Annotated in this window: 25 protein-coding genes; 15 read left to right on the forward strand and 10 right to left on the reverse strand. The window is 62.4% G+C overall.

Annotation, left to right across the window (positions count from 1 at the left end):
• Window positions 1–2,091, forward strand: coding sequence for a hypothetical protein (locus tag MESS4_RS27750; RefSeq protein ID WP_006338570.1), 2,091 nt, complete (start codon window positions 1–3; stop codon window positions 2,089–2,091).
• Between the two features lie 6 nt (window positions 2,092–2,097).
• Here the strand turns inward: MESS4_RS27750 and clpS are convergent, their stop codons facing one another.
• From clpS to MESS4_RS27770, 4 genes are all read right to left on the reverse strand, one after another.
• Window positions 2,098–2,403 carry an ATP-dependent Clp protease adapter ClpS gene (clpS, locus tag MESS4_RS27755; protein WP_008877717.1) on the reverse strand — a complete coding sequence of 102 codons (306 nt, stop codon included), beginning with the start codon at window positions 2,401–2,403 and terminating at the stop codon, window positions 2,098–2,100.
• 143 nt (window positions 2,404–2,546) lie between these two features.
• The gene (locus MESS4_RS27760) at window positions 2,547–2,906 is read right to left on the reverse strand and encodes a hypothetical protein (protein WP_006338572.1); all 360 of its coding nucleotides are present in this window, start codon (window positions 2,904–2,906) and stop codon (window positions 2,547–2,549) included.
• 184 nt (window positions 2,907–3,090) lie between these two features.
• On the reverse strand, window positions 3,091–3,318 hold the full coding sequence (locus MESS4_RS27765) for a hypothetical protein (RefSeq protein ID WP_006338573.1): 228 nt from the start codon (window positions 3,316–3,318) through the stop codon (window positions 3,091–3,093).
• Between the two features lie 38 nt (window positions 3,319–3,356).
• On the reverse strand, window positions 3,357–3,686 hold the full coding sequence (locus MESS4_RS27770) for a hypothetical protein (protein ID WP_006338574.1): 330 nt from the start codon (window positions 3,684–3,686) through the stop codon (window positions 3,357–3,359).
• 237 nt (window positions 3,687–3,923) lie between these two features.
• On the opposite strand from MESS4_RS27770, the gene MESS4_RS27775 reads away from it, so the two are divergent.
• Both MESS4_RS27775 and MESS4_RS27780 read left to right on the forward strand, forming a co-directional pair.
• Window positions 3,924–4,640: a response regulator transcription factor gene (locus MESS4_RS27775; RefSeq protein WP_036242443.1), complete on the forward strand. Its 717-nt coding sequence runs from the start codon at window positions 3,924–3,926 to the stop codon at window positions 4,638–4,640.
• Window positions 4,637–6,046 carry an ATP-binding protein gene (locus MESS4_RS27780; protein ID WP_006338579.1) on the forward strand — a complete coding sequence of 470 codons (1,410 nt, stop codon included), beginning with the start codon at window positions 4,637–4,639 and terminating at the stop codon, window positions 6,044–6,046. Before MESS4_RS27775 ends, MESS4_RS27780 begins: the two co-directional genes overlap by 4 nt.
• A gap of 235 nt (window positions 6,047–6,281) precedes the next feature.
• Here the strand turns inward: MESS4_RS27780 and choV are convergent, their stop codons facing one another.
• From choV to choX, 3 genes are all read right to left on the reverse strand, one after another.
• Window positions 6,282–7,463 (reverse strand): choline ABC transporter ATP-binding protein, encoded by a 1,182-nt coding sequence (gene choV / locus MESS4_RS27785; protein ID WP_006338583.1) that lies wholly within the window; start codon window positions 7,461–7,463, stop codon window positions 6,282–6,284.
• The gene (choW, locus tag MESS4_RS27790) at window positions 7,460–8,314 is read right to left on the reverse strand and encodes a choline ABC transporter permease subunit (protein ID WP_006338585.1); all 855 of its coding nucleotides are present in this window, start codon (window positions 8,312–8,314) and stop codon (window positions 7,460–7,462) included. The genes choV and choW overlap by 4 nt, the downstream gene beginning before the upstream one ends.
• A gap of 124 nt (window positions 8,315–8,438) precedes the next feature.
• Window positions 8,439–9,374, reverse strand: a complete 936-nt coding sequence (gene choX / locus MESS4_RS27795) for a choline ABC transporter substrate-binding protein (RefSeq protein WP_006338588.1) — start codon at window positions 9,372–9,374, stop codon at window positions 8,439–8,441.
• 246 nt (window positions 9,375–9,620) lie between these two features.
• Between choX and MESS4_RS27800 the strand changes: the two genes are divergently transcribed.
• The 10 genes from MESS4_RS27800 to MESS4_RS32860 all read left to right on the forward strand — a co-directional run bounded on the left by MESS4_RS27800 (window position 9,621) and on the right by MESS4_RS32860 (window position 22,312).
• On the forward strand, window positions 9,621–10,232 hold the full coding sequence (locus MESS4_RS27800) for a thymidine kinase (RefSeq protein ID WP_006338590.1): 612 nt from the start codon (window positions 9,621–9,623) through the stop codon (window positions 10,230–10,232).
• Between the two features lie 63 nt (window positions 10,233–10,295).
• On the forward strand, window positions 10,296–11,492 hold the full coding sequence (locus tag MESS4_RS27805; protein ID WP_006338592.1) for a glycosyltransferase: 1,197 nt from the start codon (window positions 10,296–10,298) through the stop codon (window positions 11,490–11,492).
• Between the two features lie 161 nt (window positions 11,493–11,653).
• Window positions 11,654–12,043, forward strand: a complete 390-nt coding sequence (locus tag MESS4_RS27810; RefSeq protein ID WP_006338593.1) for a cytochrome c family protein — start codon at window positions 11,654–11,656, stop codon at window positions 12,041–12,043.
• 166 nt (window positions 12,044–12,209) lie between these two features.
• On the forward strand, window positions 12,210–13,298 hold the full coding sequence (locus MESS4_RS27815; protein WP_006338594.1) for a hypothetical protein: 1,089 nt from the start codon (window positions 12,210–12,212) through the stop codon (window positions 13,296–13,298).
• A gap of 35 nt (window positions 13,299–13,333) precedes the next feature.
• A complete protein-coding gene (locus MESS4_RS27820; protein WP_006338595.1) occupies window positions 13,334–14,479 on the forward strand; it encodes a hypothetical protein in 1,146 nt (381 codons plus the stop codon).
• Window positions 14,480–14,503: 24 nt separating this feature from the next.
• Window positions 14,504–16,414, forward strand: a complete 1,911-nt coding sequence (locus tag MESS4_RS27825) for an ATP-binding protein (protein ID WP_006338596.1) — start codon at window positions 14,504–14,506, stop codon at window positions 16,412–16,414.
• Between the two features lie 45 nt (window positions 16,415–16,459).
• Complete coding sequence (locus tag MESS4_RS27830) at window positions 16,460–17,758, forward strand: DUF6638 family protein (RefSeq protein WP_006338597.1); 1,299 nt, start codon at window positions 16,460–16,462, stop codon at window positions 17,756–17,758.
• Window positions 17,759–17,792: 34 nt separating this feature from the next.
• Entirely contained in the window at window positions 17,793–18,962 is a 1,170-nt protein-coding gene (locus MESS4_RS27835) for a DUF2333 family protein (protein WP_006338598.1), read from the forward strand.
• A 344-nt stretch (window positions 18,963–19,306) separates the two neighbouring features.
• Window positions 19,307–20,986: a formate--tetrahydrofolate ligase gene (locus MESS4_RS27840; RefSeq protein WP_006338599.1), complete on the forward strand. Its 1,680-nt coding sequence runs from the start codon at window positions 19,307–19,309 to the stop codon at window positions 20,984–20,986.
• Between the two features lie 207 nt (window positions 20,987–21,193).
• A complete protein-coding gene (locus MESS4_RS32860) occupies window positions 21,194–22,312 on the forward strand; it encodes a DNA methyltransferase (RefSeq protein WP_081609881.1) in 1,119 nt (372 codons plus the stop codon).
• On the opposite strand, the gene MESS4_RS27845 is transcribed toward MESS4_RS32860, so the two are convergent.
• Together MESS4_RS27845 and MESS4_RS27850 are read right to left on the reverse strand one after the other, a co-directional pair.
• Window positions 22,286–22,888 carry a hypothetical protein gene (locus tag MESS4_RS27845; RefSeq protein ID WP_006338602.1) on the reverse strand — a complete coding sequence of 201 codons (603 nt, stop codon included), beginning with the start codon at window positions 22,886–22,888 and terminating at the stop codon, window positions 22,286–22,288. The two genes, MESS4_RS32860 and MESS4_RS27845, sit on opposite strands and share 27 nt — an antisense overlap.
• 110 nt (window positions 22,889–22,998) lie before the next feature.
• Window positions 22,999–23,556, reverse strand: coding sequence for a sugar O-acetyltransferase (locus MESS4_RS27850; RefSeq protein WP_006338604.1), 558 nt, complete (start codon window positions 23,554–23,556; stop codon window positions 22,999–23,001).
• A 143-nt stretch (window positions 23,557–23,699) separates the two neighbouring features.
• Between MESS4_RS27850 and MESS4_RS27855 the strand changes: the two genes are divergently transcribed.
• On the forward strand, window positions 23,700–24,161 hold the full coding sequence (locus MESS4_RS27855; protein WP_006338606.1) for a hypothetical protein: 462 nt from the start codon (window positions 23,700–23,702) through the stop codon (window positions 24,159–24,161).
• Window positions 24,158–25,534 (forward strand): FAD-containing oxidoreductase, encoded by a 1,377-nt coding sequence (locus MESS4_RS27860; RefSeq protein ID WP_006338608.1) that lies wholly within the window; start codon window positions 24,158–24,160, stop codon window positions 25,532–25,534. Before MESS4_RS27855 ends, MESS4_RS27860 begins: the two co-directional genes overlap by 4 nt.
• Window positions 25,535–25,571: 37 nt before the next feature.
• On the opposite strand, the gene MESS4_RS27865 is transcribed toward MESS4_RS27860, so the two are convergent.
• The gene (locus tag MESS4_RS27865) at window positions 25,572–26,591 is read right to left on the reverse strand and encodes a GlxA family transcriptional regulator (protein ID WP_006338610.1); all 1,020 of its coding nucleotides are present in this window, start codon (window positions 26,589–26,591) and stop codon (window positions 25,572–25,574) included.
• Window positions 26,592–26,695 lie beyond the last annotated feature (104 nt).

A 26,695-nucleotide genomic window follows, 5' to 3' on the forward strand; every position in this document is an offset into this window, starting at 1 on the left:
ATGAACAACTGGTCGCTCTCCTTCGAACCATTGCTCTCCTGGCCACTGCTTGGCCTGGTGCTGGCGCCGCTGTTGCTGCTGGCGCTGGTTGGCTTGTGGTTTCGCCAGCGCGGCGCGGTCTTCCGTTTCGTCGCCCTGCTGGCACTGGGCGCCGCCCTCATCAACCCGGTGTTCCTCGACGAGGAGCGCGAGGCGCTGAAAAGTGTCGTCGCCGTCATCGTCGACCGCAGCCAGAGCCAGGACATTGGCGAGCGCACCAGGCAGACCGACGAGGCGCTGGCCGGTCTTCAGCAGCGCCTCGGCCGCTTCAAGCAGTTCGACGTGCGCGTCGTCGAGGCCGGCAAGTCCGAAGCCGCCGACGAGCGCACCGAAACGAGGCTGTTCGGCGCGCTTGAAGGCGCTTTCCGCGACGTGCCGCCGTCGCGCATCGGCGGCGCCATCATGATCACCGACGGCGAGGTGCATGATGCGCCCGCCGGCACCCCCGACTTCAACGCCCCGCTGCATGCGCTGATCACCGGCAATGACCACGAGAAGGATCGCCGCATCCGCTTCGAGAACGCGCCGCGCTTCGGCCTCGTCGGCAAGCCGCTCGACATGACCTATCGCGTCATCGCCACCGGTAACCAGGCCGGCCCGGTCGATGTCCGCGTCTCGGTCAATGGCGAGCAGGTCGCGGTCGAGCAAGCCACCATCGGCCAGGCCATGCCGTTGCAGGTGACCATCCCCGGCGCCGGCCGCAACATCATCGAACTCGCCATCGACCCCGAGCCGGGCGAACTGACCGACACCAACAACCGCGCCATCGCGCTGGTCGACGGCATCCGCGAGAATTTGCGCGTGCTGCTCGTCTCCGGCGAGCCGCATGCCGGCGAGCGCACCTGGCGCAACCTCTTGAAATCCGACGCCTCGGTCGATCTCGTCCACTTCACCATTCTGCGGCCGCCGGAAAAGCAGGACGGCACGCCGATCAACGAACTGTCGCTGATCGCCTTTCCGACGCGCGAACTCTTCGTCGAGAAGATCAAGGATTTCGACCTGATCATCTTCGACCGCTACCAGCACCGCGACGTGCTGCCGATCCTCTACTACGACTACATCGCCGAATATGTCGAAAAGGGCGGCGCGCTGCTGATCGCGGCCGGCCCCGAATATGCCGGCGAAAGCTCCATTGCCCGCACACCCCTAATGGCGGCATTGCCGGCGATGCCGACCGGCGAGGTCGTCGACAAGGCCTTTTATCCGCGTCTCACCGATCTCGGCCAGCGCCACCCGGTGACGCGCGGGCTCGACGGCTCGGCAACCGACCCGCCGCATTGGAGCCGCTGGTTCCGCACCATCGGCGTCGAGAACCCCAAGGGCCAGGTGGTGATGAAAGGCGCCGACAACCGCCCGCTGCTGCTGCTCGACCGCAAGGGCGAAGGCCGCGTCGGCATGCTGCTGTCCGACCAGGGCTGGCTGTGGGCGCGCGGCTACGAGGGCGGCGGCCCGCATGTCCAGCTCTACCGGCGCATTGCCCACTGGCTGATGAAGGAGCCCGAACTCGAGGAAGAGCGGCTGACCGCCGAAGGCCGCGGCATGATGCTGGAAATCCGCCGCCAGACGATGAGCGACGATCCCGGCCCGGCCCAGGTCATCACTCCCTCCGGCAAGGCGTTGATCGTCAAGCTCGAAAAGTCCGAGCCTGGCGTTTTCCTCGGCAGCATCGAGACCAGCGAGATCGGCCTCTATCAGGTCGGCAATGGCAATTTGACCGCCCTTGCCCATGTCGGCCCGGTCAACGCACCGGAATTCTCCGACGTCATCTCCACCGAGAACCGGCTGAAAGCGCCGGCGGAAGCCACCGGCGGCAGCGTGCGCCGGCTGGCTCAGTCATCCACGCTTGGCGGCGTCACCAGCGGCGTGACGCTGCCTTCGATCGTCCCGGTCCGCTCCTCGGGCGCGGCGGCCGGCAACGACTGGATCGGCTTGCGCACCACCGACGACAGCGTGTTGAAGGCGGTCTCGCGCGTGCCGCTGTTCGGCGGCTTCCTCGGCCTCGGCCTGCTGCTGCTGGCGATGGGCTCGATGTGGTACCGCGAGGGAAGATAGCGCTCCTTACTCTTCCGGCTCCGTCGTGAACATCAGCGGATAGCCCTTGGCCTTGCCGGCATCGGTTGCGCGTGCCGCCTTGGTTTCTGCGACATCCCTGGTGAAGACGGCGACGACGCAGACACCGCGCTGGTGCGCGGTGATCATCACCCGCCGCGCCTGGTCTTCGCTCAGCTTGAACTCGCCCTTCAGCACCGTCACCACGAATTCGCGTGGCGTGAAATCGTCATTGACCAGGATAACCTTGTAGAGCTTCGGCCGTTCGGTCTTCGGCTGCGTCTTGGTGCGGGGCTTTGTCGTGATTTCAGGCATCGGAACCGGCAATCGCACGAGTGTCGCCATTACTTTGGCATGGGCAAAAGCGGTCGTCCATTTTCAACGGCGCGCAAACCGCTTCCCGGCGGGGCGCGGCCGTTCACAAGCCCGTGGTCTATGTGGGAACTGTCGGCCGCGGTTCAACGGCCCTGGCGGCCAAAGGTCCGGCGGGCCGAAAATTGCCGCACGGTCGGGACGGGCGGCCCGCTTTGCCTGCGTCCGGCCGCATCCATCCGCCGTTCCAGCCAGGCAACGACCGGCCACGCGACAAAGCAGATCAGCACCGTGCTGGTGAGCACGATGAGCAGCATGGTCTGCCAGGTGGTGATGTAGTCCCAATCGGTGGAAATCGAAGGCGCGAACAGGGCGGGCTCGATGCGCCCGCTGGCCGGGTCGGGCACCGGGCTGGCGGTCAACTGGATCAGCACCTTGGTCAATGCGGTGACCACCAGGCTGCCAATGACCATCGAACGCAGAATGGACGAAGGCCGCTTCTTCATGCGGATGCCTTACCTGGCCGGCATTGCGATCGGGTTAAGAGTTAGTAGTGACCAATGGGCCAGCACAGCTGGGGAGTTGTCGAGGTTTGCGCTTTTTTGGCCCGGACCTGGCCCACAAAAGACGACCGCTCCAGGCAAATCGCAACCGGAGCGGTCCTCTCAGGCGACAAGAGATGTCGCTGGATCAGGCCTTCGGAGCCGCCTTCGGAGCAACCTTCTTGACCTTCTTGTGCTTCTTGGCGGTCTTCTTGGCGACGACCTTCTTCACGGCCTTGGCGGGCGCAGCCGTCGTGGCCGTGGTCGTCGCAGCCGCGGTCGTAGCAGCAGCGTTGGCGCTGGTCGTGCCGAGGACCGGCATCGAGAAGGCGAGCGCGATGGCGAGACCGAGGGCGGAGAGGAGGGACTTATTCATGGCTTCACTTCCTTTTTCTTGCAGATCGAATTTGAGTGTCACTGAACGGGGTCGATCGGTGTCACTCCAAGCAGCTTCAAAGCGTTCGCGAGCATCCGGATTCCCTGTGCCTGTTTCTTGTTGGCGCAGTACCGGTTTCCCTTTCTTTGAAGTGCCTTCGCCGCGGTGACCTGCGTTGCCGTGGCATGGGTTTCGAGGGCTTCGTCGAATTGACGGCTCAGATCGCTGCAACGCTCGCTGCGGGTGATGGCCGCCTTTGTGTCGGCCACCTTTGCATCGGCCACCTTTGCATCGGATTGTCCGACCGCGGCCGTGACGAGCGAAATGCCGAGCAACGCACCCATCAGGCTGATCGAGAACCTTTGCATTGGTTTGTCCGTAATCCCGTAACGCGTGTCGCAGCCGGTGACCTGACCGCCACGACACCATTTATGCCTTTGATTTTTTTCGGAAGTTTTTCCGAACTGTAGAATTTTGTTTCTGGATTGTTTCTGACGAATCCGCGTCTGGACCTGACATCGCCACTGGCCAACATATGGCCTGAATTCTATCGTGTGGGTGATGAGCGAACGAGCGCTTGGGCGATCCACCATGGCAGGTTTTCCGTGAAATCCGACGCACACATACTGATCGTCGACGACGACAAGGGCATCCGCGACCTGCTTCAGGAGTTTTTCCAGAAGCGAGGCCTGCACACATCCGTCGCCGCCGACGGCACCGAGATGGAAACCATCCTGCGCCGGGCACAGGTGGACCTTATCGTTCTGGACGTCATGCTGCCCGGCAAGAGCGGGCTGGAACTCTGCCGCGAGCTTCGCGCCAATTATTCAACGCCGATCATCATGCTGACCGCGGTCAACGAGACGACCGACCGGGTGGTCGGGCTGGAGATGGGCGCCGACGACTATGTGCCCAAACCCTTCGACCCGCGCGAGCTGCTGGCGCGGATCCGCGCCGTGCTGAGGCGCAACGGCGGCGCCGAGCCGCGCCGGCCCACCTCGAAACAGATCTTTCATTTCGCCGGCTGGACGATGGACTGTTCGCGCCGCCGGCTGATGGCGCCGGGCGACGTCAGGGTCGAGCTGACGATGGCGGAGTTCAACCTGTTGCAGACTTTCGTCAGGAGCGCGCAGCGCGTGCTGAGCCGCGACCAGCTCATCGAACTGTCGGGCGGCGACAGCGGCTACAGCTTCGACCGCAGCGTCGACATTCTGGTCAGCCGACTGCGACGCAAGATGGAGGACGATCCGAAAACGCCGAAACTGATCCTGACCGTGCGCAGCGGCGGTTATCAGTTCCTGCCCGAGACGACGTCCGAATGAGACGCATCCTGCCGCAAACCCTGCCGGTCTGGGTTCTGCTCATCGTCATTGCCGGCCTGCTGATCAGCCAGGTCGCGACCCTCTACATCGTCTCGCGCGACCGCGCCGCCGCCAACGATGTGGTCGATCTCTACCGGCTTAACGATCGTGCCTTCTCGCTGGTGCAGCTGATGCATGCCAGCCCGCCCGAAGAGCGCAAGGCTATCGCCTCCGGCCTGTTCAACGCGACTTATGCGCTCACCGTTTCGGATACGCCCGCTGTCACCTCGTCTATCGCTGGCGATGACGAACTGGCCGAACTGGAAGACATATTGGTCGGGCGGCTGTCCAAATTCGGCGTCACCGACGCAAGGGTCCGGCGCGACCCGGCAACGCGCGAAGCCGACGATGCCGGAGGCCAGGTCGAGCGCCGCGATCTCGGCCAGGTCGAGCGCGACTTGCTTGTGCTGGCGGCCGACTTCGCCCAGAGCGACAAGCTGACCGCCTCGCTCCGCTTCGCCGACGGCCAATGGCTGAATTTCACCGAGCCGAACACGCCGGTCGGCCCCATATTGAGCTTCGACAGCCTGCCGCTCTATGCCCTGATCGCCGGACTGGTGGTGATCTCGTCGATCTGGTCGCTGCGCCGGCTGACCGCGCCCTACCGGATGATGGAAACCGCGGTGAAGCGGATCGGCAACGACCTCAAGAGCCCACCGATCGCCGAGACCGGCAGCCGCGAGGTTCGTACCGCCGCCAGGGCGGTCAATGCCATGCAGGCAAGGCTGCGCGACTATGTCGAGGATCGCGAACATCTTGCCGCGGCCCTGGCGCATGATTTGCGCACGCCGTTGACCAGGATGCGGCTGCGTCTCGAACTGCTCAGGAAATCGACGGTTCGCGAGGCGCTGGCGCATGACCTTGCCGATATCGAGGAGATTGCCAGCTCCGTCATCGACTTCGCCACCTTCGAGGTGACGGAGGAAAAGAGCGAAAGGATCGATTTCTGGTCGCTGGTGGAATCGATCGCCGACGGCTTTCAGGAGGTCTCCTTCGACAATGAGGATACCCGCTCGCGCGGCCTGATCTGCATCGCGCGCCCGGTTGCGCTGCGGCGCTGCGTCACCAATCTCGTCCAGAACGCCGTCACCTACGGCAAGAAGGCGCATCTCAGCCTGCGGCAATCAGGCAAGATCATCACACTGGCCATTCGTGACGAGGGGCCGGGCATACCGCAGGCCGAGCTCGACGCTGTGTTCGGTTCGTTCGTGCGCCTGGAACAGTCGCGCAACCGCCAGACCGGCGGGCTCGGCCTCGGCCTGACCATCGCCCGCAACATCGCCCGCGCCGCCGGCGGCGAGGTCAGCCTGTCCAATCACCCCGGCGGCGGCCTGCTGACGGAATTACGTCTGCCACTGGCGGCGTAGCTGGCGACATTGGGCCAGGCGGGCATTTCTTCGCGCCCCCTCTGTCCTGCCGGACATCTCCCCCAATTGGGGGAGATTGGCAGTTTCGCAGACGGCTCTCACTTTCCAACGTTTGTAATTGGCGAAATCGGCGATGACAGCCAATCTCCCCACCTGTGGGGGAGATGTCCGGCAGGACCGAGGGGGGCGTGAAGGATCGCGACAGTTGGTTTTCTCTCCCTCAAGGAGAAAACAACTACCTTCGCAACACCGCCGACAGCACATCCCTGATGCCGATCGCGCCGACGAAACGCGACTGGTCGTCGAACAGCGCCACCGGTGCGGTCTGCGAGCGATGCATGGCCAGCATCACCGTCTTGAGCGAAGTGCCGGGATTGGCCCAGAACACCTGCGCCAACTCCTCCGGCTGGCCCTCGACATCGGCGCAGGATACCCACACCGCCGGCTTGCCATCGCGTTCGGCCGCCGCCACCAGCCCGTGCTCATCGATCTTGAAGCGCGTCGTCTTGCGGCGGTCGAGCCACACCCAGCCATCCTTGCCGTGTTCGAGGTCGCGGCGGTCGCGCATCACGTTCCAGGCGGTCAGCACCGAGAGCGGATTCACATTGGCGATGAAGTCGCGGACATAGTCGTTGGCCGGGCGCAGCACGATGTCTTCCGGCGCGCCGGTCTGCACGATGCGCCCGCCTTCCATGATGGTGATATGGGTGCCGATCTTCAACGCCTCCTCGAGGTCGTGGCTGACGAAGATGATGGTCTTCTTGAGCTCGGCCTGAAGCTGCAGCAATTCGTCCTGCAACTTGGTCCGGATCAGCGGATCGAGTGCCGAGAACGGCTCGTCCATCAAAAGGATCGGCGCTTCGGTGGCAAAGGCGCGCGCCAACCCGACGCGCTGCTGCATGCCGCCGGAAAGCTCATGGGCGTATTTCTTCGCCCACTGGTCGAGATTGACCAGCTTGAGCTGGCGATGCACGCGCTCCTTGCGCTCGGCTTCGGGCATGCCGGCGAGTTCGAGGCCGAGGCCGACATTCTCCTCCACCGTGCGCCATGGCAGCAGGCCGAACTGCTGGAAAACCATCGCCACCTGCTTCTGCCGCAGCCTTCTCAGCGTCGCCTCGTCGCAGGTGACGACATCGACCGTGCCGTCGCCGTCCTTGACCAGAACCTGGCCGCGCGAAACCACGTTCAGCCGGTTGACGGCTCTGAGCAGCGTCGACTTGCCGGAGCCGGACAGGCCCATGAGCACGGAAATCTCGCCTTCATGCACGGTAAGGCTGGCGCCTGCGCAGCCCAGCACATTGCCGGTCTTTTCGAGGATCTCGGCTCGGGTCGCGCCGCTGTCGATGAGCGCCAGCGACCCCGCCTGGTCGGCGCCGAAGACGATATCGACATTCCTGAAATCGACGGCGACGGTCATTTCTTGCCTCCCACGCCAATGCGGGTCATCCGGTCGAGCACAATGGCGAGCACGACGATGGCCAGCCCCGCCTCGAGCCCGAGGTCGATCCGGCGCGAGCCGAGCGCCCGGTTGATTTCGGTGCCGAGGCCGCCGGCGCCGATCAGGGCCGCGAACACCACCATCGACAGCGACAGCATGATCGACTGGGTGAGCCCCGCCATGATGGTGGGCAGCGCCGAGGGCAGTTCAACCTTCCATAGAAGCTGTCTTTTGGTGGCGCCGAAGGCCTCGCCGGCCTCGACGATCGCTTTTGGCACCGAGGTGACGCCGAGATGGGTGAGACGAACCGAGGTCGGGATCACGAAGATGATGGTGACGATGAGGCCGGGTGCGTTGCCGAGCCCGAACAAGGTCAGCACCGGGATCAGGTAGACGAAGGTCGGCAGTGTCTGCATCAGGTCGAGCACCGGCAGCATGATACGGTAGACCTTCGGCTTGTGCGCGGCCCAGATGCCGAGTGGCACGCCGATGGCCATCGAGGCGGCGGCGGCCGCAACCACCAGCACCAGCGTCTCCACCGTCTGTTTCCAGAGGTTCTGGTTGAGGATGAACAGCAGTCCGAGGAAGACGGCGAGCGCCAGGCCCTTCGAGCGCTGCAGGAAATAGGCGAGCAGGGCGATCAGCGCGATGAGCAGGACAGGCGGCAGCAGCAGCAGTCCGTCGACGATGCCGTCGAGCAGGAAATTGAGGCTGTTCGAAAAGGCCCTGAAGACGGTGTTGAAATTGTCGGTCAAGAAACCGAAGAAGGCCTTTCCCCAGGCGCCTATGGGGATCTTGTAGCTGACCAGGAATTTGGAAATCGGATCCATCTCGCCCCTCTTCTGTCGGCGCCGTCCTTTGCCGGACGGTCATCTTCTCACAGGATATGAAAAAGGGCAGCCTTTTCTAAGATGGCTGCCCTTCTTGGCTTGTTACCCTGAATTCAAAGCCGGCTCAGCTCCCGAGCGCGGTTTTGACGGCTGCCGCCGCGTCGCCGCCGTCGAAAGTGGTCACACCGGCAATCCATGGGGTGACCGCGTCCGGGTTTTTCTTCAGCCAGTCGGTGGCGACCGTGTTGGCGTCGCCGCCCTTGAGGATGGCGTCCATCATCTCGCCTTCCATGTCGAGATTGAACTTCAAATTGGCGATGAACTTGCCGGCGTTCGGGCACTCGGTGGTGTAGCCCTTGCGCACATTGGTGCTGACGGTGGCGGCGCCGAAGCCGCTGTCGCCCATGCCTTCGAGATAGGTGATCTTCATGGCGCCCATCACCGGATGCGGCGTCCAGCCGAGGAAGGCGATCCATTCATTGTTCTTCATCGACTGCTCGGCCTGGGTCAGCATGCCGGCCTCCGAGGATTCGACCAGTTCGAAGCCTTCAAGATTGTCGGCCGGGTTCTTGATCATGTCGAGAATGATCCGGTTGCCGTCGTTGCCGGCCTCGATGCCGTAGATCTTGCCGTCGAACTTGTCCTTGAACTTGCCGAGATCGGTCAGCGTCTTGACGCCTGCGTCCGCCACATAGGTCGGCACGACGATGCCGTAGCCGGCGCCGCTGAGGTTTTCACTGACGGTCTCGACCGAGCCGTCGGCGGTGTAGTCCTTAATGTCGGTGGTCATCGACGGCATCCAGTTGCCGAGGAAGACGTCAAGGTCCTTGTTCTTCAGCGACGCATAAGTCACCGGCACCGAAAGCTGGATCACCTGCGGCTCGTAGCCAAGCGCTGTGAGCAGCACCGAGGCGACGCCGGTCGTCGCCTGGATGTCGGTCCAGCCGACATCGGAAAGACGCACCGCCTTGCAGCTTTCCGGATCGCCGGCGAAAGCTGCGCTGGTGGACAAAAAAGCCGCCAGGCCGAGGCCGGCGACGAAGGAATTCATGCGCGACATAGTTATTCTCCCATTTCGATTCTTTGGCGAAGCGGATTTCTTGCACCCGCCTTTGTTTCGTCAGCCAAACACCATTCTGGTGCAGTTTCAAGCACTAAGACAATCACGATCAACGGCGCGGGCTGGCCGATCAGCGACACGCTTGCCGCTTTTTAGGCAGGGTTTTGCCGATGGAATGCCCTTTTCTGGTGGAATGTAGGGGATGCCCCCTCCCCGCCTCAGGACAAGTCGGCTTAAAAGGGCGGCATGGCCAAGCTGTATTTCCACTATGCGACGATGAATGCCGGCAAGACGACGATGCTCTTGCAGGCATCGTACAATTACCGCGAGCGCGGCATGACGACGATGCTGTTCGTCGCCGGCCACTACCGCAAGGGCGATACCGGGCTGATCTCGTCGCGCATCGGCCTGGAGGCGGAAGCCGAGATGTTCCGCGATGGCGACGATCTGTTCGCCCGGGTTGCCGAGCATAGTGACCATACGACGGTGCATTGCATCTTCGTCGACGAAGCGCAATTCCTCGAGGAGGAGCAGGCGTGGCAGCTCGCCCGCATTACCGACCGGTTGAACATCCCGGTCATGTGCTATGGCCTGCGCACCGATTTCCAGGGCAAGCTGTTTTCCGGCTCGCGCGCTCTTCTGGCGATCGCCGATGAATTGCGCGAGGTGCGCACCATCTGCCGCTGCGGCCGCAAGGCGACGATGGTGGTGCGGCTTGGCCCGGACGGCAAGGCGGCGAGGCAAGGCGAACAGGTGGCGATCGGCAAGGACGTCTATGTCTCGCTCTGCCGCCGCCACTGGGAGGAAGAAATGGGCCGCGCCGCGCCCGACGACTTCATTGGCTTCACCAAGGGCTGAAAGGCCTGACCGCTACCTATTCCGGTTTCATTCGCCTCCGATTACGATGCGCGCGGGGGCGACATGAAAATTCTTCAGTTCACGGTCGATTGTCCGTTTCCGCCGGTGTCCGGCGGCGAGATCAGGAACGCCGCCAATGCGCGGGCGCTCGCAGGGCTGGGCGAGGTTCTGATCGTTAGCTTCACCGGCGCGCCGGTACTGGCGCTGCCGCCGAACATCCGGCACCGGATCGTCGAGGCGGCCCGCGGCCGCGGCCCCTGGCACAGACGCAGCCCACACCCAACCGTGCATGTGATCCCGGCCGATGAATTGGCCGAAGCAGCCTCGATCTGGAAAGCGTTCGCGCCCGACTTAGTCGTCGTCGAGGACATCGCGCTTTCGCAATTGCTGGCGCTGGCGCATGAGCATGGCGGACAGACCGTCATCGACCTGCACAATGTCGATTCACGCACGGTGGCGGACCGCATCGGATCGCTGTCCCTGTTGCAGCGCTGGTGGCGCTTCCGCCAGCACCACCGCAAGATAGCCCAGGCGCGCGAAGCCGATATCCTCGCCGCGAGCACTGCCGACCAGGTCTGGGTCTGTTCCGAAGCCGACCGGGCGATGCTGCTGGCGCTGGGACCGGCCGATGGAATCAAGGCCCACATCAAGGTGATCGCCAATCCCATCCCCGACGAGACCGTGCTTTCCCTGCCGATTGCCGCCCGGCGCTACGAAGAGCTCCGCCTCTGCTTCATCGGTCATCTCGGCTATTTCCCCAACATCGACGCGGTCAAGCAGATCGGCCGCAAGATGGCGCCACGCCTGGCGGCGTCCGGTCAGCCCTGGTCGATCACCGTCGCCGGCAAGAATCCGCGCGACATCGTGCGTGACATCTGTGCAACGCACGGGTTGCAACTCGTCGAAAACCCGCCGCGTCTGCCGGATTTGCTTGGCCGTGCCGGCTATGCGCCGATCCCGCTCAGGTTCGGTGGCGGAACCCGTATCAAGGCGCTCGAAGCGATGGCCGCGGGACTGGTCGTCTGCGCGACGGAAAAGGCCGTCGAGGGGCTCGGCCTCGAAGCCGGCACGCATTTCCTGTCCGGCCGCGAGGCCGGCGAACTGGCCACGAAGATCACGGCACTCGCCGCGGAGCCGCGGCGAGCCGCGGCGATAGCCAACGCCGGCCGGGCCTTCGTGCGCGACAGGCATTCGCTGGCGGCGATCGAACAGACGATCCTGCAGGCCGTCGAAAGTCTGGCAGCGCGCCGTGCGGGTTGAGCCTGTCTTCCGCAATCCCGCCATCATGCGGCGTTTGTTAAGGCCTCGTACCTATTTTGGGGGCTTCAATGCATGTCGCCCAAAATAGAGTGTGCAGCGGTTTTGGGGCAACGACATGCATAAAAACTAAGGACTTTCGCCAGAACTTGTCGAGATCAGCAATGTTTCGAGCCATTTCGTCTGCCGGTGTCTTTCTCCTTGCCGGCATTCTTGCCGCGCATGCCGATGGCGACGCCGTTCTCGGCAAGAAGGTTTTCAATCGATGCCTCGCCTGCCACGAGGCGGCGACCGACCGCGACAAGGTCGGTCCGCATCTGATGGGCGTCGTCGGCCGCGCCGCCGGCACGGCGGAGAGCTTCCTCAGCCGCTACTCGCAAGCGATGAAGGATGCGGGCGCCGCCGGGCTGGTCTGGGACGAGGCGAACCTTGCCGAATATCTGCGCGCGCCCCGGCAAAAGGTCCCCGGCAACAAGATGGGCTTCACCGGCCTGACGAACGACGACGACATCGCCAATATCATCGCCTATCTCAAAGCCGACCCCAAGCCCTGATCCGTCCTGAAATCACGCGATGGTCGCCTTTGGCGATCAAGCAATCGCCGGCCCACTGCTTTGAATTTCCTGACGTCTTGTCTCTTGCGCCTTCCCTTCCCCCCATGCCGCACATATATTCGCGGCGGGTTGCGACACGAAACTGATGCCGAAGCGGGAGGCCTCCATGGCGACATTGCAGAATTTCGATGCCGAAATTGCCAAGACCAAGCAGGTCGTGCAGGACATGCGCACCAAGATCGAGCAATCCGGCACCGTGCTCGACACGCTCGCCAAGACCGATAAAAAGATCGGCGACGCCAATTTCGACATCGAGAACGCCCGCATCGAGGACGTGTTGAAGCAGCAGAAGGTGATGGAAGGCAACATCGCCGACCTGATCATCGGGCTGGAGGACGCCACCAACGTCTTCGGCGCTGAATTCGAAAGCATGAAGAACTACACAGGCTGGGAGAACTTCATCGGCATCTTTTCCAGCCAGCGCAAGCAGCGCATGCGCACCGACCGTGTCCGCAACATGTCACTGGCCGGCAATCTGCAGGAGCTGTTGGCGAAATCCGATACCATCGTCGGCATTCTCAAGGCGCAGAAGGACGTTCTCGACCAGCGCTACAAGACCTCCGAGACCAGCCTCGCGCAGGTGATCGAGCGCCGCAAGACCACCATGTCCAATCTCGAGGCCGTCCAGAAGCGTATCGAGGAGCTCAACCCGATGCTGCTCGACATCGAGAACAGGATCGCCGCCTCGACCAGCCAGAAGGATCGCACGCAGCTTGAAGGCGAGCGCTCGAAACTGGCCACGGAATACAATGAGAAGCAGGCCAAGGAGCAGGAGCTGCTGGCCGAAAGCCAGACGCTGGAACGCTACACTTCGATGTTCCAGACCTTCGTCGATTCGCTCAACAACCAGATCGCGGCGCAGTCGACGCTGATCAACAAGCTGACCATCGATACCGAGCAGCGCATCGTGCTCTACAAGGCGCTGGAAGATTCGCTGAAGACCGCCGCCCAGCAGGATGTCGCCCACAAGATCAACACGCTGGGCAGCCAGGTCGACAACACCGCCGAAGAGACCATGGCAGGCATTGGTGCCGCCTCACAGAAGCACATTGGCGATCTCCTCGAAATGCACGAGAAGAATATGGTGGCCACCGCCGACATCCAGCGCCGCAAGAAGCTGGCCGACGATGCCTTCGCCCGCCGCTTCGACGAGGTGCTGAAGAAGCACAATTCGTCCAACTACGTGCAGACGTAATTGCTGCACGCGCATCGCACTCTAAGGCTGGCTGCATGACCCCGGAAAACGAAGCGGCGGCGCGCTATTTCTCGGCGATCACGGCGGCGCTCAGCGGCCTCGAAGTGTTCATGCGCGACGACCGTTCGCCGCTCTACCGGCACGGCATCGTCGCCAAGATCGTCGCCGAATACATTGCGCGCCTCGACAAATCCTTTTCCTGCTGGCGCAACCGGCTGGGCTTCATGGACACGTTCCGCATTTCGCGCGCTGAAAGCGGCTTTCCGGTCTTTCAGAACCTGCTCGAACTGGAAAACGACCGCCGCCAGGCCGATGCGCGGCTTGCCAACATACCGCTGGCCGGCGAGCTGCGTGAGGAAATGGCCGACTTCATCCTGCGCCACAAGGAATTCCCCGAAGCGCTGCAGAAGTCGATGGCCGAGCGGCTCTATCTGGAGGGCGTCAGGAGCGAGACCACCTTCGGCCCGTTCACACTGGCACAGACGGCAAACGTCTCGGTCAATCCGAAAACCGGCCGGCCCTATTATCTCGTCCATTGGGCCGCCTTCGACGGCAGCGCCAACCTGCCGCTGGTCTACATGGTGACCGTGGAGGATTCCTCCGACGACATGATCCGGCAGCTCGTCGACGGCAACGGCAAGCTCAACGACAAGATCGACATTCCGTTGCCGGTGGACGGCTTGCTCAATCCAGAGCTTGCCCGCCGCTTCGACGATTTCACCGAGAAGAATTCCGCCTATACGCTGTCGCCGGCGACGATCGCGGTGAACCTCGACAAGGATTTCGAGCCGCTCCACCCCAAGCAACTGCGCCGCATCGTGCTCGGCCCCTTCTATTCGGCCGGCATCACCGAAAACAATTCGACGGTGAGCGAAGTGCTGGCCAAGGTGCGCAAGCCGGAAAACGCCTGGTTGCTGACCTGGACCATCCAGGAAGTCTATTCGAAGGCCGAGAAACCCGGCCGCAAGGGGCTGTTTTCGAGCGAGAAGACGACGCAGGAATTCTTCATCAACACCGACGATCTGGAAGCCGCGCGCCAGGGCGTGTCGAGCTATGAGAACCACGCGCTGATCCCGCACGAGGCCTATCAGGCGCTCTACGCCGCCGGCGAGGCACAGAAGATCTTCTCGGGCTACAAGGTCCACATCCTGTCCAATGGACAGGTCATCAGCGACGTCTGACCGTCACACCGCGGAGCATCCTTCATGGACACCGGCCTGACCACGATTTCGGAAGCGGCAATCGAAAAGCATCGCGCCACCGCGCAGAGCTTCATCACCCGCATCGTCGTGCTGGAGGATCCTTCGCGCGAATCCGGCACCGCCCTTGCCGGCACCAACCGCCGCTTCGTCTCGACGGTCTCGGTCGGTTCGGTACGGCGCACGCGCGAGGTCGAGCTTGCCAAGACCGTCGCCGCCGTCCATCCCGACGACCAGTTGCTGAGCATCGCGCAGCATACGCTTTTGTTTCGCGCCCGGCGCGGCACGGCCTTAGCGCTGGCCATATCGGACGCCTTCGCCGAAGGTTCCGACCTCGAAAGCCTGCAAGCGAAAAACGCCCGCGCGCCCCTCGAAGGCGACGAAGCTGCCACCTTCAAGAGACTGCTGTCGGCCTCGGCCTACATTTCCGCCTTCAGCCTCGCCTCCTATCTGTTCCAGCTCATCGACAGCGACGGCGAGGCACCCAACGACACGCCCGAACCGGACTTCCTGTTCGACACTCCGCAGGATGCGGTGAAGTCGATCCTGGCCGGCCTCGACAGAGCGATTGCCGGGTCCAAGGACGATGCAGGCCTGATGACCCGCGCGCGCGCCTTTGCCCGCGTCGCCATCGACGGGCTTTTGGCGCGCAAGGGCCGCTTCGACGGCATCGGCCCGTTCGAGAACGCGCATATCCGCATCGATGTCGATGACTTTACGCTCGATGGCTTCGACGTCGCGCCGGGCAAGCGCTCGAAGCCGCTGGTGATGACCTTCAAGAAGCCGGAAGAGGTCGTCGGCAACCACATCGCCAAATACCAGTCGGTCAAGCTCGCCAAGATGCTGATGGCCTATGATTTCGAGCGCGAGCTGAACCCCTTCGTCGAGCTTGGCGGCTTCCTCTTCACTTTCATCGGCGACGGCGCGCCCGGCACCGGCAAGACGACGCTGATCCAGATGATCGCCGGCCTCGTCAGCGGTTACTGCCAGGTCGCCGGCTATCCCTTCGCCTACGAGAATTTCGGCGTCGACCAGATCTCCTCCTATCAGGGCAAGTCGGGCCAGAATTGCCGCCAGTTCATCAACAATGTCTTGAACCCGCGCGTCATCGGCTTCGGCACCGTCGACGACATCGACCAGGTGGCAGCCAGACGATCCGATGACCGCGCCTCCGCCGGCCAGCAGGAGATCACCGGCGTCCTGATGGACGCCTTTGCCGGTGCGTCGACCGTCGTGCGCGGCAACTGCTCCTTCGGCATGTTTTCCAACTATCCCGAAAACGTCGACGATGCGCTGCGCCAGCGCGCCGGCGCGCGCTGGATGGTCGACGGGCCGCAAAGCCGCGACGACTACATCGACATCTTCGTCCTGCTGGCGGGCAAAAACCACAAGATCCCGCTCGGCGACCACAAGCTCTATGCCGCCCAGGAAATCCAGCGCGCGGTTATGGAAGCCTATGAGGAGCATGAAAAGCCGCAGGAAGACGGCTTGATGAAGGTCTACGAGCGCTACATGAAGGAGAATGGCGCGCCGAAGTCGATGGCCGACATCGGCACCTATCTGCACATGATCAAGGACGCCGAACCGCGCTTCACCGGCCGCGCCATCAAGAACGTCACCGATGCGATCAAGATGCGGGCCATGGACATCGAACTGCCGGACGAGTGGTTCGAAAAGCCGGAAGCCTTCATGCACAAGAGCTATGACGACAAGAAAGCGATGATCGAGGACCTGCGCGGCCCGTTCTCGATGGATATGGTCATGCAGGAGATCAACCGCTACGCCGATAGCGAGTTCCGCTACTCCGACAAATCCGACGACGCGGCGGTGGAAAAGCTTTTGCGGGACGCACGCCTGCGTGAGAGGGCTGCGCGAGAGATGGAGGAGATGAAGAAGAAGGGCAATTGGAATGCGTGAGCTACGCCGACCTTCCCTTCTCCCCGTAAACGGGGAGAAGGAATAATGGCCAAGAAACCTGACCTTTTGCGCGACAACGAGCTGATCTATGGCCGGCTGCTGACGGTCGACGAGCCGCATCTCATCCAGCGCTACAACAAGGCGCTTGCTGCCTTCGGGCTGAAGCCGACGAAGCTCCAAAGCTTCGACATCGACCGCACCGGTTTTTCGCCTGAAGTGGCCGAGGAATGCGGCGACTATGGCTACCTCGACCCCAATGAGGTCAACCGCCGCTTCATCATCCTGACGCCATCGCAGATCGACCTGCCCGTGGTGCACACCGCTTTTTCCAACACCTCGCAACTGATGTTCGAGTTCATGTCGAAGAACCAGCGCGCCATCGACGCGCTGACCATCAAGGATGTCATCTACGGCGAGATCGAGGATTCGGTCCCCAGGGTCAACGACATCGAGGATCTGCTGTCGATCAACCAGGTCGAGTTCAAGGTGCTGTCGGCGGAGGACGTGCTTGGCAAGGCGGCCGAACTCGGCAAGCTCGTCGACCGGCTGAAGCAGGAGCCGGACGCATGGCGCGACAATGCCATACTCACCCGCATGGTCGAGCTGGCCAAGATCTGCGGCGACATCCGCGAGAACGCGTTGGTGCCGGACCAGGTGATCTTCCGCCACAACGCCTACTGGACCAGCCATTTCGGCGGGCTCTACGTGTTCGTCGATCCCGACATGACGACTGTCATCAGCGACCCGGCCGCACCCGGCTTCCGCCGCTCGCGGCCATGGCAGGTGAGCTATCTCTCGATCAACGATGCCGACAAGGTATTCAAATTCCTCACTGCCACCGGCCGCATCGAACTGCCGCGCGCCTCATGGATCGAAACCTCGGGCTATCTCGAACATCGCGCCGAAATGGTGGTGCGCGCGCTGATCCGCGACACCGAGCCCGACCGCAACCTGACCGATGTCGACAAGGTCTGGCTGCAGACCTGGATCCACGGCAATACCGACCTGATCACCAGGGACGGCAATTTTCCCTTCCTCAACGCCGCCAAGCGCGAGATCGCCCAGCTTGGCCACCTCAAGATCGAGGACGTGTTCCCACAGCAGCGTTTCCTGGTGATCCGGGCCAAGCCCGACCATCCCGACGCCTGGCTGACCAACCAGCTGATCTCCGATTTCGTGCCGCAGGACTTCGTCTCGCGCTACGTCTTCAACAAGCCGGGCTTCTACAGGGACTTTGACGGCTACAGCGACGCCTGGCGATCGCATGTTGTGGACGTTCTGAAAACCACATATCTGAAAGACAAGGTGGCGTTTCGCACACGCCTCTACGGCCTGACTGATTGACCGATTTGCTGATTGACGAGGGGGTGACATCGCCATGCTTGATCCGATCGTGAACTTCTTCACCCGGATTTTCCAATGGATCGGCCGCGGCATCGGCTTCGTCATCGGCGTCATCCTGTGGCCGTTCATGTGGGCCGGGCGCTGGTATACGAAGCGCGGCTGGATCCTGAAGGCGGTGGTCGGCCTGGCTCTGCTCGTGCTTGTCGGCCTCTACGCCTATTTCTTCTACGTCACCCAGGTCTGGAACGATTTCAACCCCGACTATCCCCCCAGAATACTGGCGGAGTCCAACAGTCCGCAGACGGCGAACGCCCTGGCCGGCGACCCCGTCGCACCGGCTGCGACGCAAGGCGGCGAGGGTTCCGGCACGACAAGCCAGAACCCGACCACGCCGCAGAGCTGCAAACGCTCCGAGATCGCCGCCGTGACAGCCGACCTCATAGACTTCAACGTCAACCGCAACGCCTGGATTTCCTCGATGCTGGTGTCCAAGCTCGGCTTCTTCGGCGTCCCCTGGCGCAACACGCCCTTCTTCGACAACAAGGCCGCGTTCCAGCTCGGTATTAACCAGGTGCTGCGCCGCACCACCACCGAACTTGTGGACACGCTGGGACGCGCCCGTGGCACCTCGCGCATAGACCAGAACCTACAGGACGCCAGGACGGCGATGTCCTGGGACGAGGACGCCTGGTACATCGGCCTGCGCGGGCCGACGCGCCCGACCCCGAGCGTGTATCGGGAAGCGAACCAGAAGGTCCGCGCCTTCAACACCAGCCTGGAGCAATGCCAAGCAACATTCGACGCGCGTGCCGACAACCTGCTACAGTTTCTGGACCGCATCGCCGGTGATATGGGCTCCACGTCAGACATCCTGCGCGGGCAGATCGAGGCTTCAGACGCCGGCTGGTTCGATCCACGCGCTGACGACAGGTTCTGGTTCGCCTATGGCCAGCTTTACGCCTACTACGGAATCCTGAGCGCAACGCGCTCGGACTTCTCCTCCGTCATCCGCGAACGCAACCTGGCCACGGTTTGGGATACCATGCAGGTGCAGGTGCGCGACGCACTCAACATGCAGCCGTGGATCATCTCCAACGGCAATGAGTCGAGCTTCATCTTTCCGTCGCACCTTGCCACCATGGGCTTCAACCTCTTGCGCGCGCGCTCGCAGATCGTGGAGATCAGAGGAGTGCTCGACCGGTAGTCCCGCGGGGAAGTCGAGCCGCCACCGGCGCGACTTGCTGACGATCGCGCCGGCGAGAGAGCACGAAAGCCTGTCGCATTCCGTGCATTGTGCGGCTGTTTTGAGACGGCGGAACGGCGTCCGCTCTGGCTTCTATACGGCACGGCAAGTGGCGCGAGAGACCTTGGGAAACGGTCGGCCGGCGGCAGGAATTATTTCTTCATAGGAAACATAGTTGCATGCAAGTTTGACGCCACGGCTGCGACAGGGCTAGAACAAGCCCCTACGCGCCCGCGGGGCAGTTTCGAACATGCATCAGTGATCGAACCCGTCCCCTCCACCGTCCAATCCAGAGGAAAGCCGTCATGGCCGAAGTGAAGTCCGACATCGAGATCGCGCGCGCCGCCAAGAAGAAGCAGATCCAGGAGATCGGCGAGAAGATCGGCATTCCGAGCGAGCATCTTTTGCCTTACGGCCACGACAAGGCGAAGATTTCCGCCGATTTCATCCAATCGGTGAAGAAGAACAAGGACGGCAAGCTGATCCTGGTCACCGCCATCAACCCGACCCCGGCCGGCGAAGGCAAGACGACGACGACGGTGGGCCTCGGCGACGGCCTCAACCGCATCGGCAAGAAGGCGATCGTCTGCATCCGCGAGGCCTCGCTCGGCCCCAATTTCGGCGTCAAGGGCGGTGCCGCCGGCGGCGGCTATGCGCAGGTCGTGCCGATGGAGGACATGAACCTCCACTTCACCGGTGATTTCCACGCCATCACCACGGCGCACAATCTGCTTTCGGCGCTGATCGACAACCACATCTACTGGGGCAACGAACTCGGCATCGACACCCGCCGTGTCGTCTGGCGCCGCGTCATGGACATGAACGACCGGTCGCTGCGCGAGATCATCTGCTCGCTCGGCGGCGTCGCCAACGGCTTTCCACGCGAAGGGGGCTTCGACATCACCGTCGCCTCGGAAGTCATGGCGATCCTGTGCCTGTCCACCGACCTGAAGGACCTGGAAAAGCGCCTCGGCGACATCATCGTCGCCTATCGCCGCGACAAGTCGGCCGTCTATGCCCGCGACCTCAAGGCCGACGGCGCCATGGCGGTGCTGTTGAAGGACGCCATGCAGCCCAACCTCGTGCAGACACTGGAGAACAACCCCGCCTTCGTGCATGGCGGTCCGTTCGCCAACATCGCGCATGGCTGCAACTCGGTCGTCGCCACCACGACGGCGCTGAAGCTCGCCGACTATGTCGTCACCGAAGCCGGTTTCGGCGCCGACCTAGGTGCCGAAAAATTCTTCGACATCAAGTGCCGCAAGGCCGGCCTGAAGCCGGCGGCGGCCGTCATCGTCGCCACCGTGCGCGCCATGAAGATGAATGGCGGCGTCAAGAAGGAAGACCTCGGCAAGGAGAATGTCGAGGCGGTGAAGAAGGGCTGCGCCAATCTCGGCCGTCACATCGAGAACATCCGCCAGTTCGGCGTGCCGGCCGTGGTCGCCATCAACCATTTCTATTCCGACACCGATGCCGAAATCCAGGCGATGAAGGACTATGTCGCCTCGATGGGCGAGGACGCGATCCTGTGCAAGCACTGGGCCAAGGGATCGGCCGGCATTGAGGAACTCGCCAACAAGGTGGTGGCGCTGGCCGAATCCGGCGCGTCGCAGTTTGCGCCGCTCTATCCCGACGCGATGCCGCTGTTCGAGAAGATCAACACCATCGTCCAGCGCATCTATCGCGGCTCCGAGGCGATCGCCGACAAGTCGGTGCGCGACCAGCTCCACGCCTGGGAGAAGGCGGGCTACGGCAACCTGCCGGTCTGCATGGCCAAGACCCAGTATTCCTTCTCGACCGACCCGAATTTGCGCGGCGCGCCGACCGGCCACACCGTGCCGGTGCGCGAGGTCAGGCTTTCGGCCGGCGCCGGCTTCGTCGTCATCATCTGCGGCGAGGTGATGACCATGCCCGGCCTACCCAAGGCACCATCCTCGGAAAAGATCTTTCTGAACGAGAAAGGCCAGATCGAAGGCCTGTTCTAAGGACTGTTCTTAGAGCATTTGCGGCCAGGTGGAATCGCCTGGCGTCGCACAAATGCGGCTAAAACAAACAGCTAGAGCGGGATGCCTGATTCAATTCGAACGCATCCCGCTCTAGGCGCGCAGCTTCCAGAACATAAAAAGAACAATCTGCTTGACATTTGACGTCTAGACGTCAAACTGGCCTTACGCATATCGAGGGGATTGGCTATGACAAGCGCGCCTGGGGTTATCCGGGATTCCATTTTTCGCTTTTTGTCCGCCCTCGAACGTGACGCAACAGTCGCCGAAATAAGCGACGCCGTAGCGCTTCAATTGGGATCGGTAACTGCATCTTCGGTTCGTTCGTACCTGAACTCCAATGCACCCGAGGTTTTTGAACGCACGGCACGGGGGCGATATCGCATCAGGTCGGATGCAGAAGCCAATGTGCGGCATGTTCGTCTCAATCCCGCTGTGCAAAGCGGGCTTGCTATCCTGTATCATGCCGACTGCTTTGACTGGCTGGCTTCGTGCGCGCCCAACTCCATCCATGCGGTGGTTACTGATCCACCCTATGGAATAGTCGAATACAGCGAGAAAGAACTTACAAAACTACGTGCCGGCAAAGGCGGTGTTTGGCGTGTTCCTCCATCGTTCGACGGGAACAGACGAGCCCCTCTGCCTCGCTTCACAGTATTGAACGAAGGCGATCGCGATGAACTCTATCGTTTTTTCCGGCGCCTTGGAACATTGCTAGGTCGTGCGGTTGTACCCGGAGGCAATGTTTTGGTGGCCAGCAACCCACTTCTCTCACATCTTGTCGCGTCGGCAATGGCGAATGCTGGACTGGAACTTCGTGGATATCTTGCGCGATTGACCATGACTATGCGCGGCGGTGATCGCCCGAAGAATGCTCATCAGGATTTTCCGGATGTTTCGGTCATGCCACGGTCGCAATGGGAGCCGTGGGTGGTATTGCGCCGTCCACTGGAGGGTCGTGTGCAAGACAATCTTCGAAAGTGGAAAACCGGCGGGTTCCGGCGCTTGTCGGACGAGCAGCCGTTCGGCGACGTCATCCGGTCAAGCCCGACAACAAGAAGCGAACGTCTCATCGCTCCGCATCCCTCGCTCAAACCGCAAAACTTTCTTCGTCAAGTGGTTCGGGCATCCCTACCCCTTGGGGAAGGCGTCATTCTTGATCCATTTGCGGGCTCAGGATCGACATTGGCTGCCGCCACCGCCGTCGGCTATCCAAGCATAGGTGTTGAAGCCGATCCGAAATTTATCCGTCTGGCATCAGATGCCATGCCGAAACTCGCATCACTTCGTCAGATAGATCCAGTTTGACCGCATCTTTTGCCCGCCGGCCTTGTCAACAGTCGCTGTTCGAGTTCCCAGAGGCCCTCGATCATTTTTGCGGAAGTCGGCTTCAACCAGATGAGCGAGGTAAACTTCGGTAAAGCGCGTCGGTGAACGATCTTGTGCTGGCTCGGTTTTATCGTCGATGACATAGACAAACACGCACATCCACTGCTCGCGAGCACCGTGGGTGTCGACGGCGCCTCCTTTCTTGCGAGTGGTTTTGATCTCGACCCCATCCATCCCCGACTTGGTGCTGTCATTCGCGTATCTCCCGCGAACGATGAGGTCGGGATGGCCGTTGTGGAACTGATTTTGGCAGAGAGAACGCGAATGGTTTGCGACGCTTGCAGTCAGCATATCGGATATCATTCCCGACATGTTTGCCGCGCGCAGTACCTCCTCCAGCCGAGGTAAGCCCTTCGATCGAAACAAGGAGTTCACATCAAAGAAAAAGTCGTACACGTCCTGCATCGCAATTTCGAAATCCTTCAAACGAAGTTCGAATGGCAATTCGATGGATCTGTTGAATGCAGCCATGTCGACCGCTTGTCTCTCCAGCACTGGACCCTCCGTGAGCAAGGCCGCAAAATTGGCTTAGACGTCGCCCGACGTCGAGAGGGGTTGCATATTCCAGCAGCGAAAACGAACTGGTGCTTTCACTTGCGTGAACGTCAACCGCGCTTGACAGGCCGCGCCGGGTTGCCGACCACGGTCATGTTCGCGGCCACGTCGCGCGTCACCACGCTGCCGGCGCCGACGATGGCGCCATCTCCGATGCTGACACCGCCGAGGATGATGGCACTGCCGCCAATCCAGGCGCTGGCGCCGATCTCGACCGGCTTCGCGATCTCCAGGCCCGCCTGTCGCCCGGCGGCCTCCTTGTGGTGCTCGGCGCAATAGATCTGCGCATTGGGGCCGAGCAGCGTCCGCTTGCCGATGCGGACCGTTGCCGTATCGAGAATGGTGCAGCCGGCGTTGAGGAAGACGCCGTCGCCGAGGACGATGTTGAAGCCATAGGCGCAATGGAACGGCGCCTCGATGCGAGCGCCGACGCCCGCCGCGCCGAGCAGCGATTTCAGGGCGGGTCCGATATTGCCGCGGCGGCCGGGCGGCAGGCTGTTGTGTTCGAAAACCGCATCGCGCGCGATGACACGCAAAGCCTCCAGTTCGTCATCGAGGCATGTGTACCACTCGCCGACCGCCATTTTTGTGCGTTCACTTCCAGCCATGGCGGCGCCTCCTGTCTCCATCTCGTTCCAAAGCACAGTCGATGCAAACTGGAAAGCGCCAGCGTCGCCACTGGTCAAATGCCAAGCCTATGCTAGCCTGCTCTTGCCGGACTGTCCTGGCCCGGTGATCGAGGGGGTCAATCATGCTGTACATTCTTGCACTTCTGATCGGCGTCATTGCCGGTCTTCGTGCCATGACCGCGCCTGCCGCGGTTGCCTGGGGCGCGTATCTCGGCTGGCTACCGGTCGCCGGCATCTGGGCGAGCTTCATGGGCCACTGGGCCGCTGTCGGCATCTTCACCATCCTCGCCATCGTCGAACTGGTCACCGACCAGTTGCCGTCCACGCCGAGCCGCAAAGTGCCGCAGCAGTTCGGCGCGCGCATCATCATGGGCGCCTTCGCCGGCGCGGTGATCGGTGCCACCGGCGGCGCCACCATCGGCGGCCTGATCGCCGGCGCCATCGGCGCGGTCATAGGCACGTATGGCGGCGCCGAAGTGCGTGGCCGGCTTGCAGCCGCTTTCGGCAAAGACCCGCCCGCCGCCTTCATCGAGGACGCCGTGGCGATCATCGGCGGCCTGCTGATCTTGGCGGCCGTGGCATGACGGCAAAAAGCTTCGACGCCATCGTCATCGGCGCCGGACAGGCCGGCACTCCGCTCGCCGGCAGGCTGAACGCGGCCGGCATGAGCGTGGCGCTGATCGAGCGCAAGCTGGTCGGCGGCACCTGCGTCAACACCGGCTGCATCCCGACCAAGACCATGGTCGCCAGCGCTTATGCCGCGCATCTGGCCCGCCGCGCCGCCGACTATGGTGTGACGCTCGGTGGTCCCGTCGGCGTCGATTACAAAGCGATTCAGGCGCGCAAGGACAAGGTGTCGAGCGCCTCCCGCACCGGGTTGGAAACCTGGATCGCCGGCATGGACAAATGCACACTCTATCGCGGCCATGCGCGTTTCGAATCCACCAACGCAGTGCGTGTCGGCGACGACCTGCTGAGCGCCGAGAAGATCTTCCTCAACACCGGCGGCCGCGCCTCGGTGCCCGACCTGCCCGGCATCCAGGACATCGACTACCTGACCAATTCGTCGATGATGGATCTCAATGTGCTGCCGCGCCATCTGATCGTCGTCGGCGGCAGCTATATCTCGCTCGAATTCGCGCAGATGTTTCGCCGCTTCGGCTCCGATGTCACCGTCATCGAAAAGAGCCCGCGGCTGACCGGCCGCGAGGATGAGGATGTCTCGGCCGCCATTCTGTCGATCCTCGAAAACGAAGGCATCACGGTTCACGTCGGCGCCGACGACATCGGCTTTGCCAGGAAAGGCGACGACATTGCCGTCACCTTCTCCGCCGGCAAGGCGCCGGCGGTCGGTTCGCATGTGCTTTTGGCGCTGGGCCGAACCCCCAACACCGACGATCTCGGCCTCGACAAGGCCGGTGTCGGGGTCGACAAACGCGGCTTCGTTGTCGTCGATGATCAGTTGCGCACCAGCGTGCCCGGCATCTGGGCAATGGGCGATTGCAACGGCAAGGGCGCCTTCACCCACACCTCCTACAATGACTACGAGATCGTCGCCGCCAATCTGCTCGACAACGACCCGCGCAAGGTCAGCGATCGCATCGAGGCCTATGCGCTTTACATCGACCCGCCGCTCGGCCGCTGTGGCATGACCGAGACAGCGGTGAGGAAATCTGGCCGCAAGGCGCTGGTCGGCCAGCGGCCGATGACCCGCGTCGGCCGTGCCGTCGAAAAAGGCGAGACACAAGGCTTCATGAAGATCCTGGTCGATGACGACACCAGGGAGATTCTCGGTTGCTCGGTGCTCGGGCCAGGTGGCGACGAGGCGGTGCACTGCGTGCTCGACCTGATGTATGCCAAGGCGCCGGTCGACACGCTGGCGCGGGCAACCCATATCCACCCCAACGTCTCGGAGCTGCTGCCCACCATTGCCCAGGAGTTGAAGCCGCTGGTCTGAACAGCCGGCTCACCTGTGCCTGGCTCTACGAACTCTCTCATTTTTTCGGCTGGCTCCTGTGCAGCCTCACGCGCTTGGTGAAATTCCGGGCCGGAACGGCTTGCACGTTGCCCGATGCACGAAGTTCCGCGAGCAGCTTGCGTGGCGATCGGCCGAATTCGGCCGTGAAGCAGCGTGAGAACGCGGAAATCGACCGGAAGCCCGAGGCGAAGGCAATTTCGGAGACTGCCATGTCGCTTTGAAACAACAGCTGCTTTGCGTGATTGAGGCGCAGCTTTCGATAATAGGCCATCGGCGCCTCGCCGGTGGCCCGATGAAAGACGCGAGCGAACTGGCGTTCCGAGAACCCCACATGGCGGGCAAGCGCATGAAGCGGAAGCGGCGTCTCCACGCTTCGCCGCATGATTTCCAGGATCTTTTCCAGGCTGGCACCGTGGTCACCGTCCAAAGTGTCTGTCGTCAGACGGCCTAGTGGTGGGAAAGCGGCATTGGACGAAACCATATCGCTGGCGACGTCCCGGGCGATCGCGGCATTGCAGTGCCTTTCGATAAGCATCAGCAGAAGCTCGACGGTCGCCATGCCGCCGGCGCAGGTGATGAGCGAACCATCGACGACGATAGGCCGCTCCTGCACATTCACTTCGGGAAACTGCTCGCGGAACGCCGCTGCCGCCACTGGATGGACGGTGACATTGCGCTCGCGGATCAATCGAGCTTCCGCAAGCAGGAAAACGCCGCTGTCGATGGCGCCGAGCACCGTGCCCTTGCCGCCGGCACGGACCAGCCAGCGGCGCATCTGCGGTGTTGCGGTCCGTGCCTGGTCATCGCCCGCAACGATGAAGCCATAGGCAAGCTCCGGCGCGTCGCGGAGCGCGGCGTCACAGTCCACGGCAATGCCGTTGCTTGCCTCCACGGCATGTCCGTCCTCGCTGAGGATTTGCCAATCGAAGACGCGTCGCCCTGCATATTTGTTGGCGAGCCGAAGCGCCTCTGTCGCCAGGACAACCACATACATTGGAAACAGGCGGACCAGGAGAAAGCCAAAACTGACCGGCATGACTGCACTCACCGTGGAGTTGCCATTTTTCGACACATAGCCAGAAATGTCAAAACACCTGCCATGCGTGTCGAATAACTTGGCCATCTCTAGCGGAGGTGTTC

This window comes from Mesorhizobium sp. STM 4661 (assembly GCF_000359125.1).
In the GTDB taxonomy this organism is placed as follows: Bacteria; Pseudomonadota; Alphaproteobacteria; order Rhizobiales; family Rhizobiaceae; genus Mesorhizobium.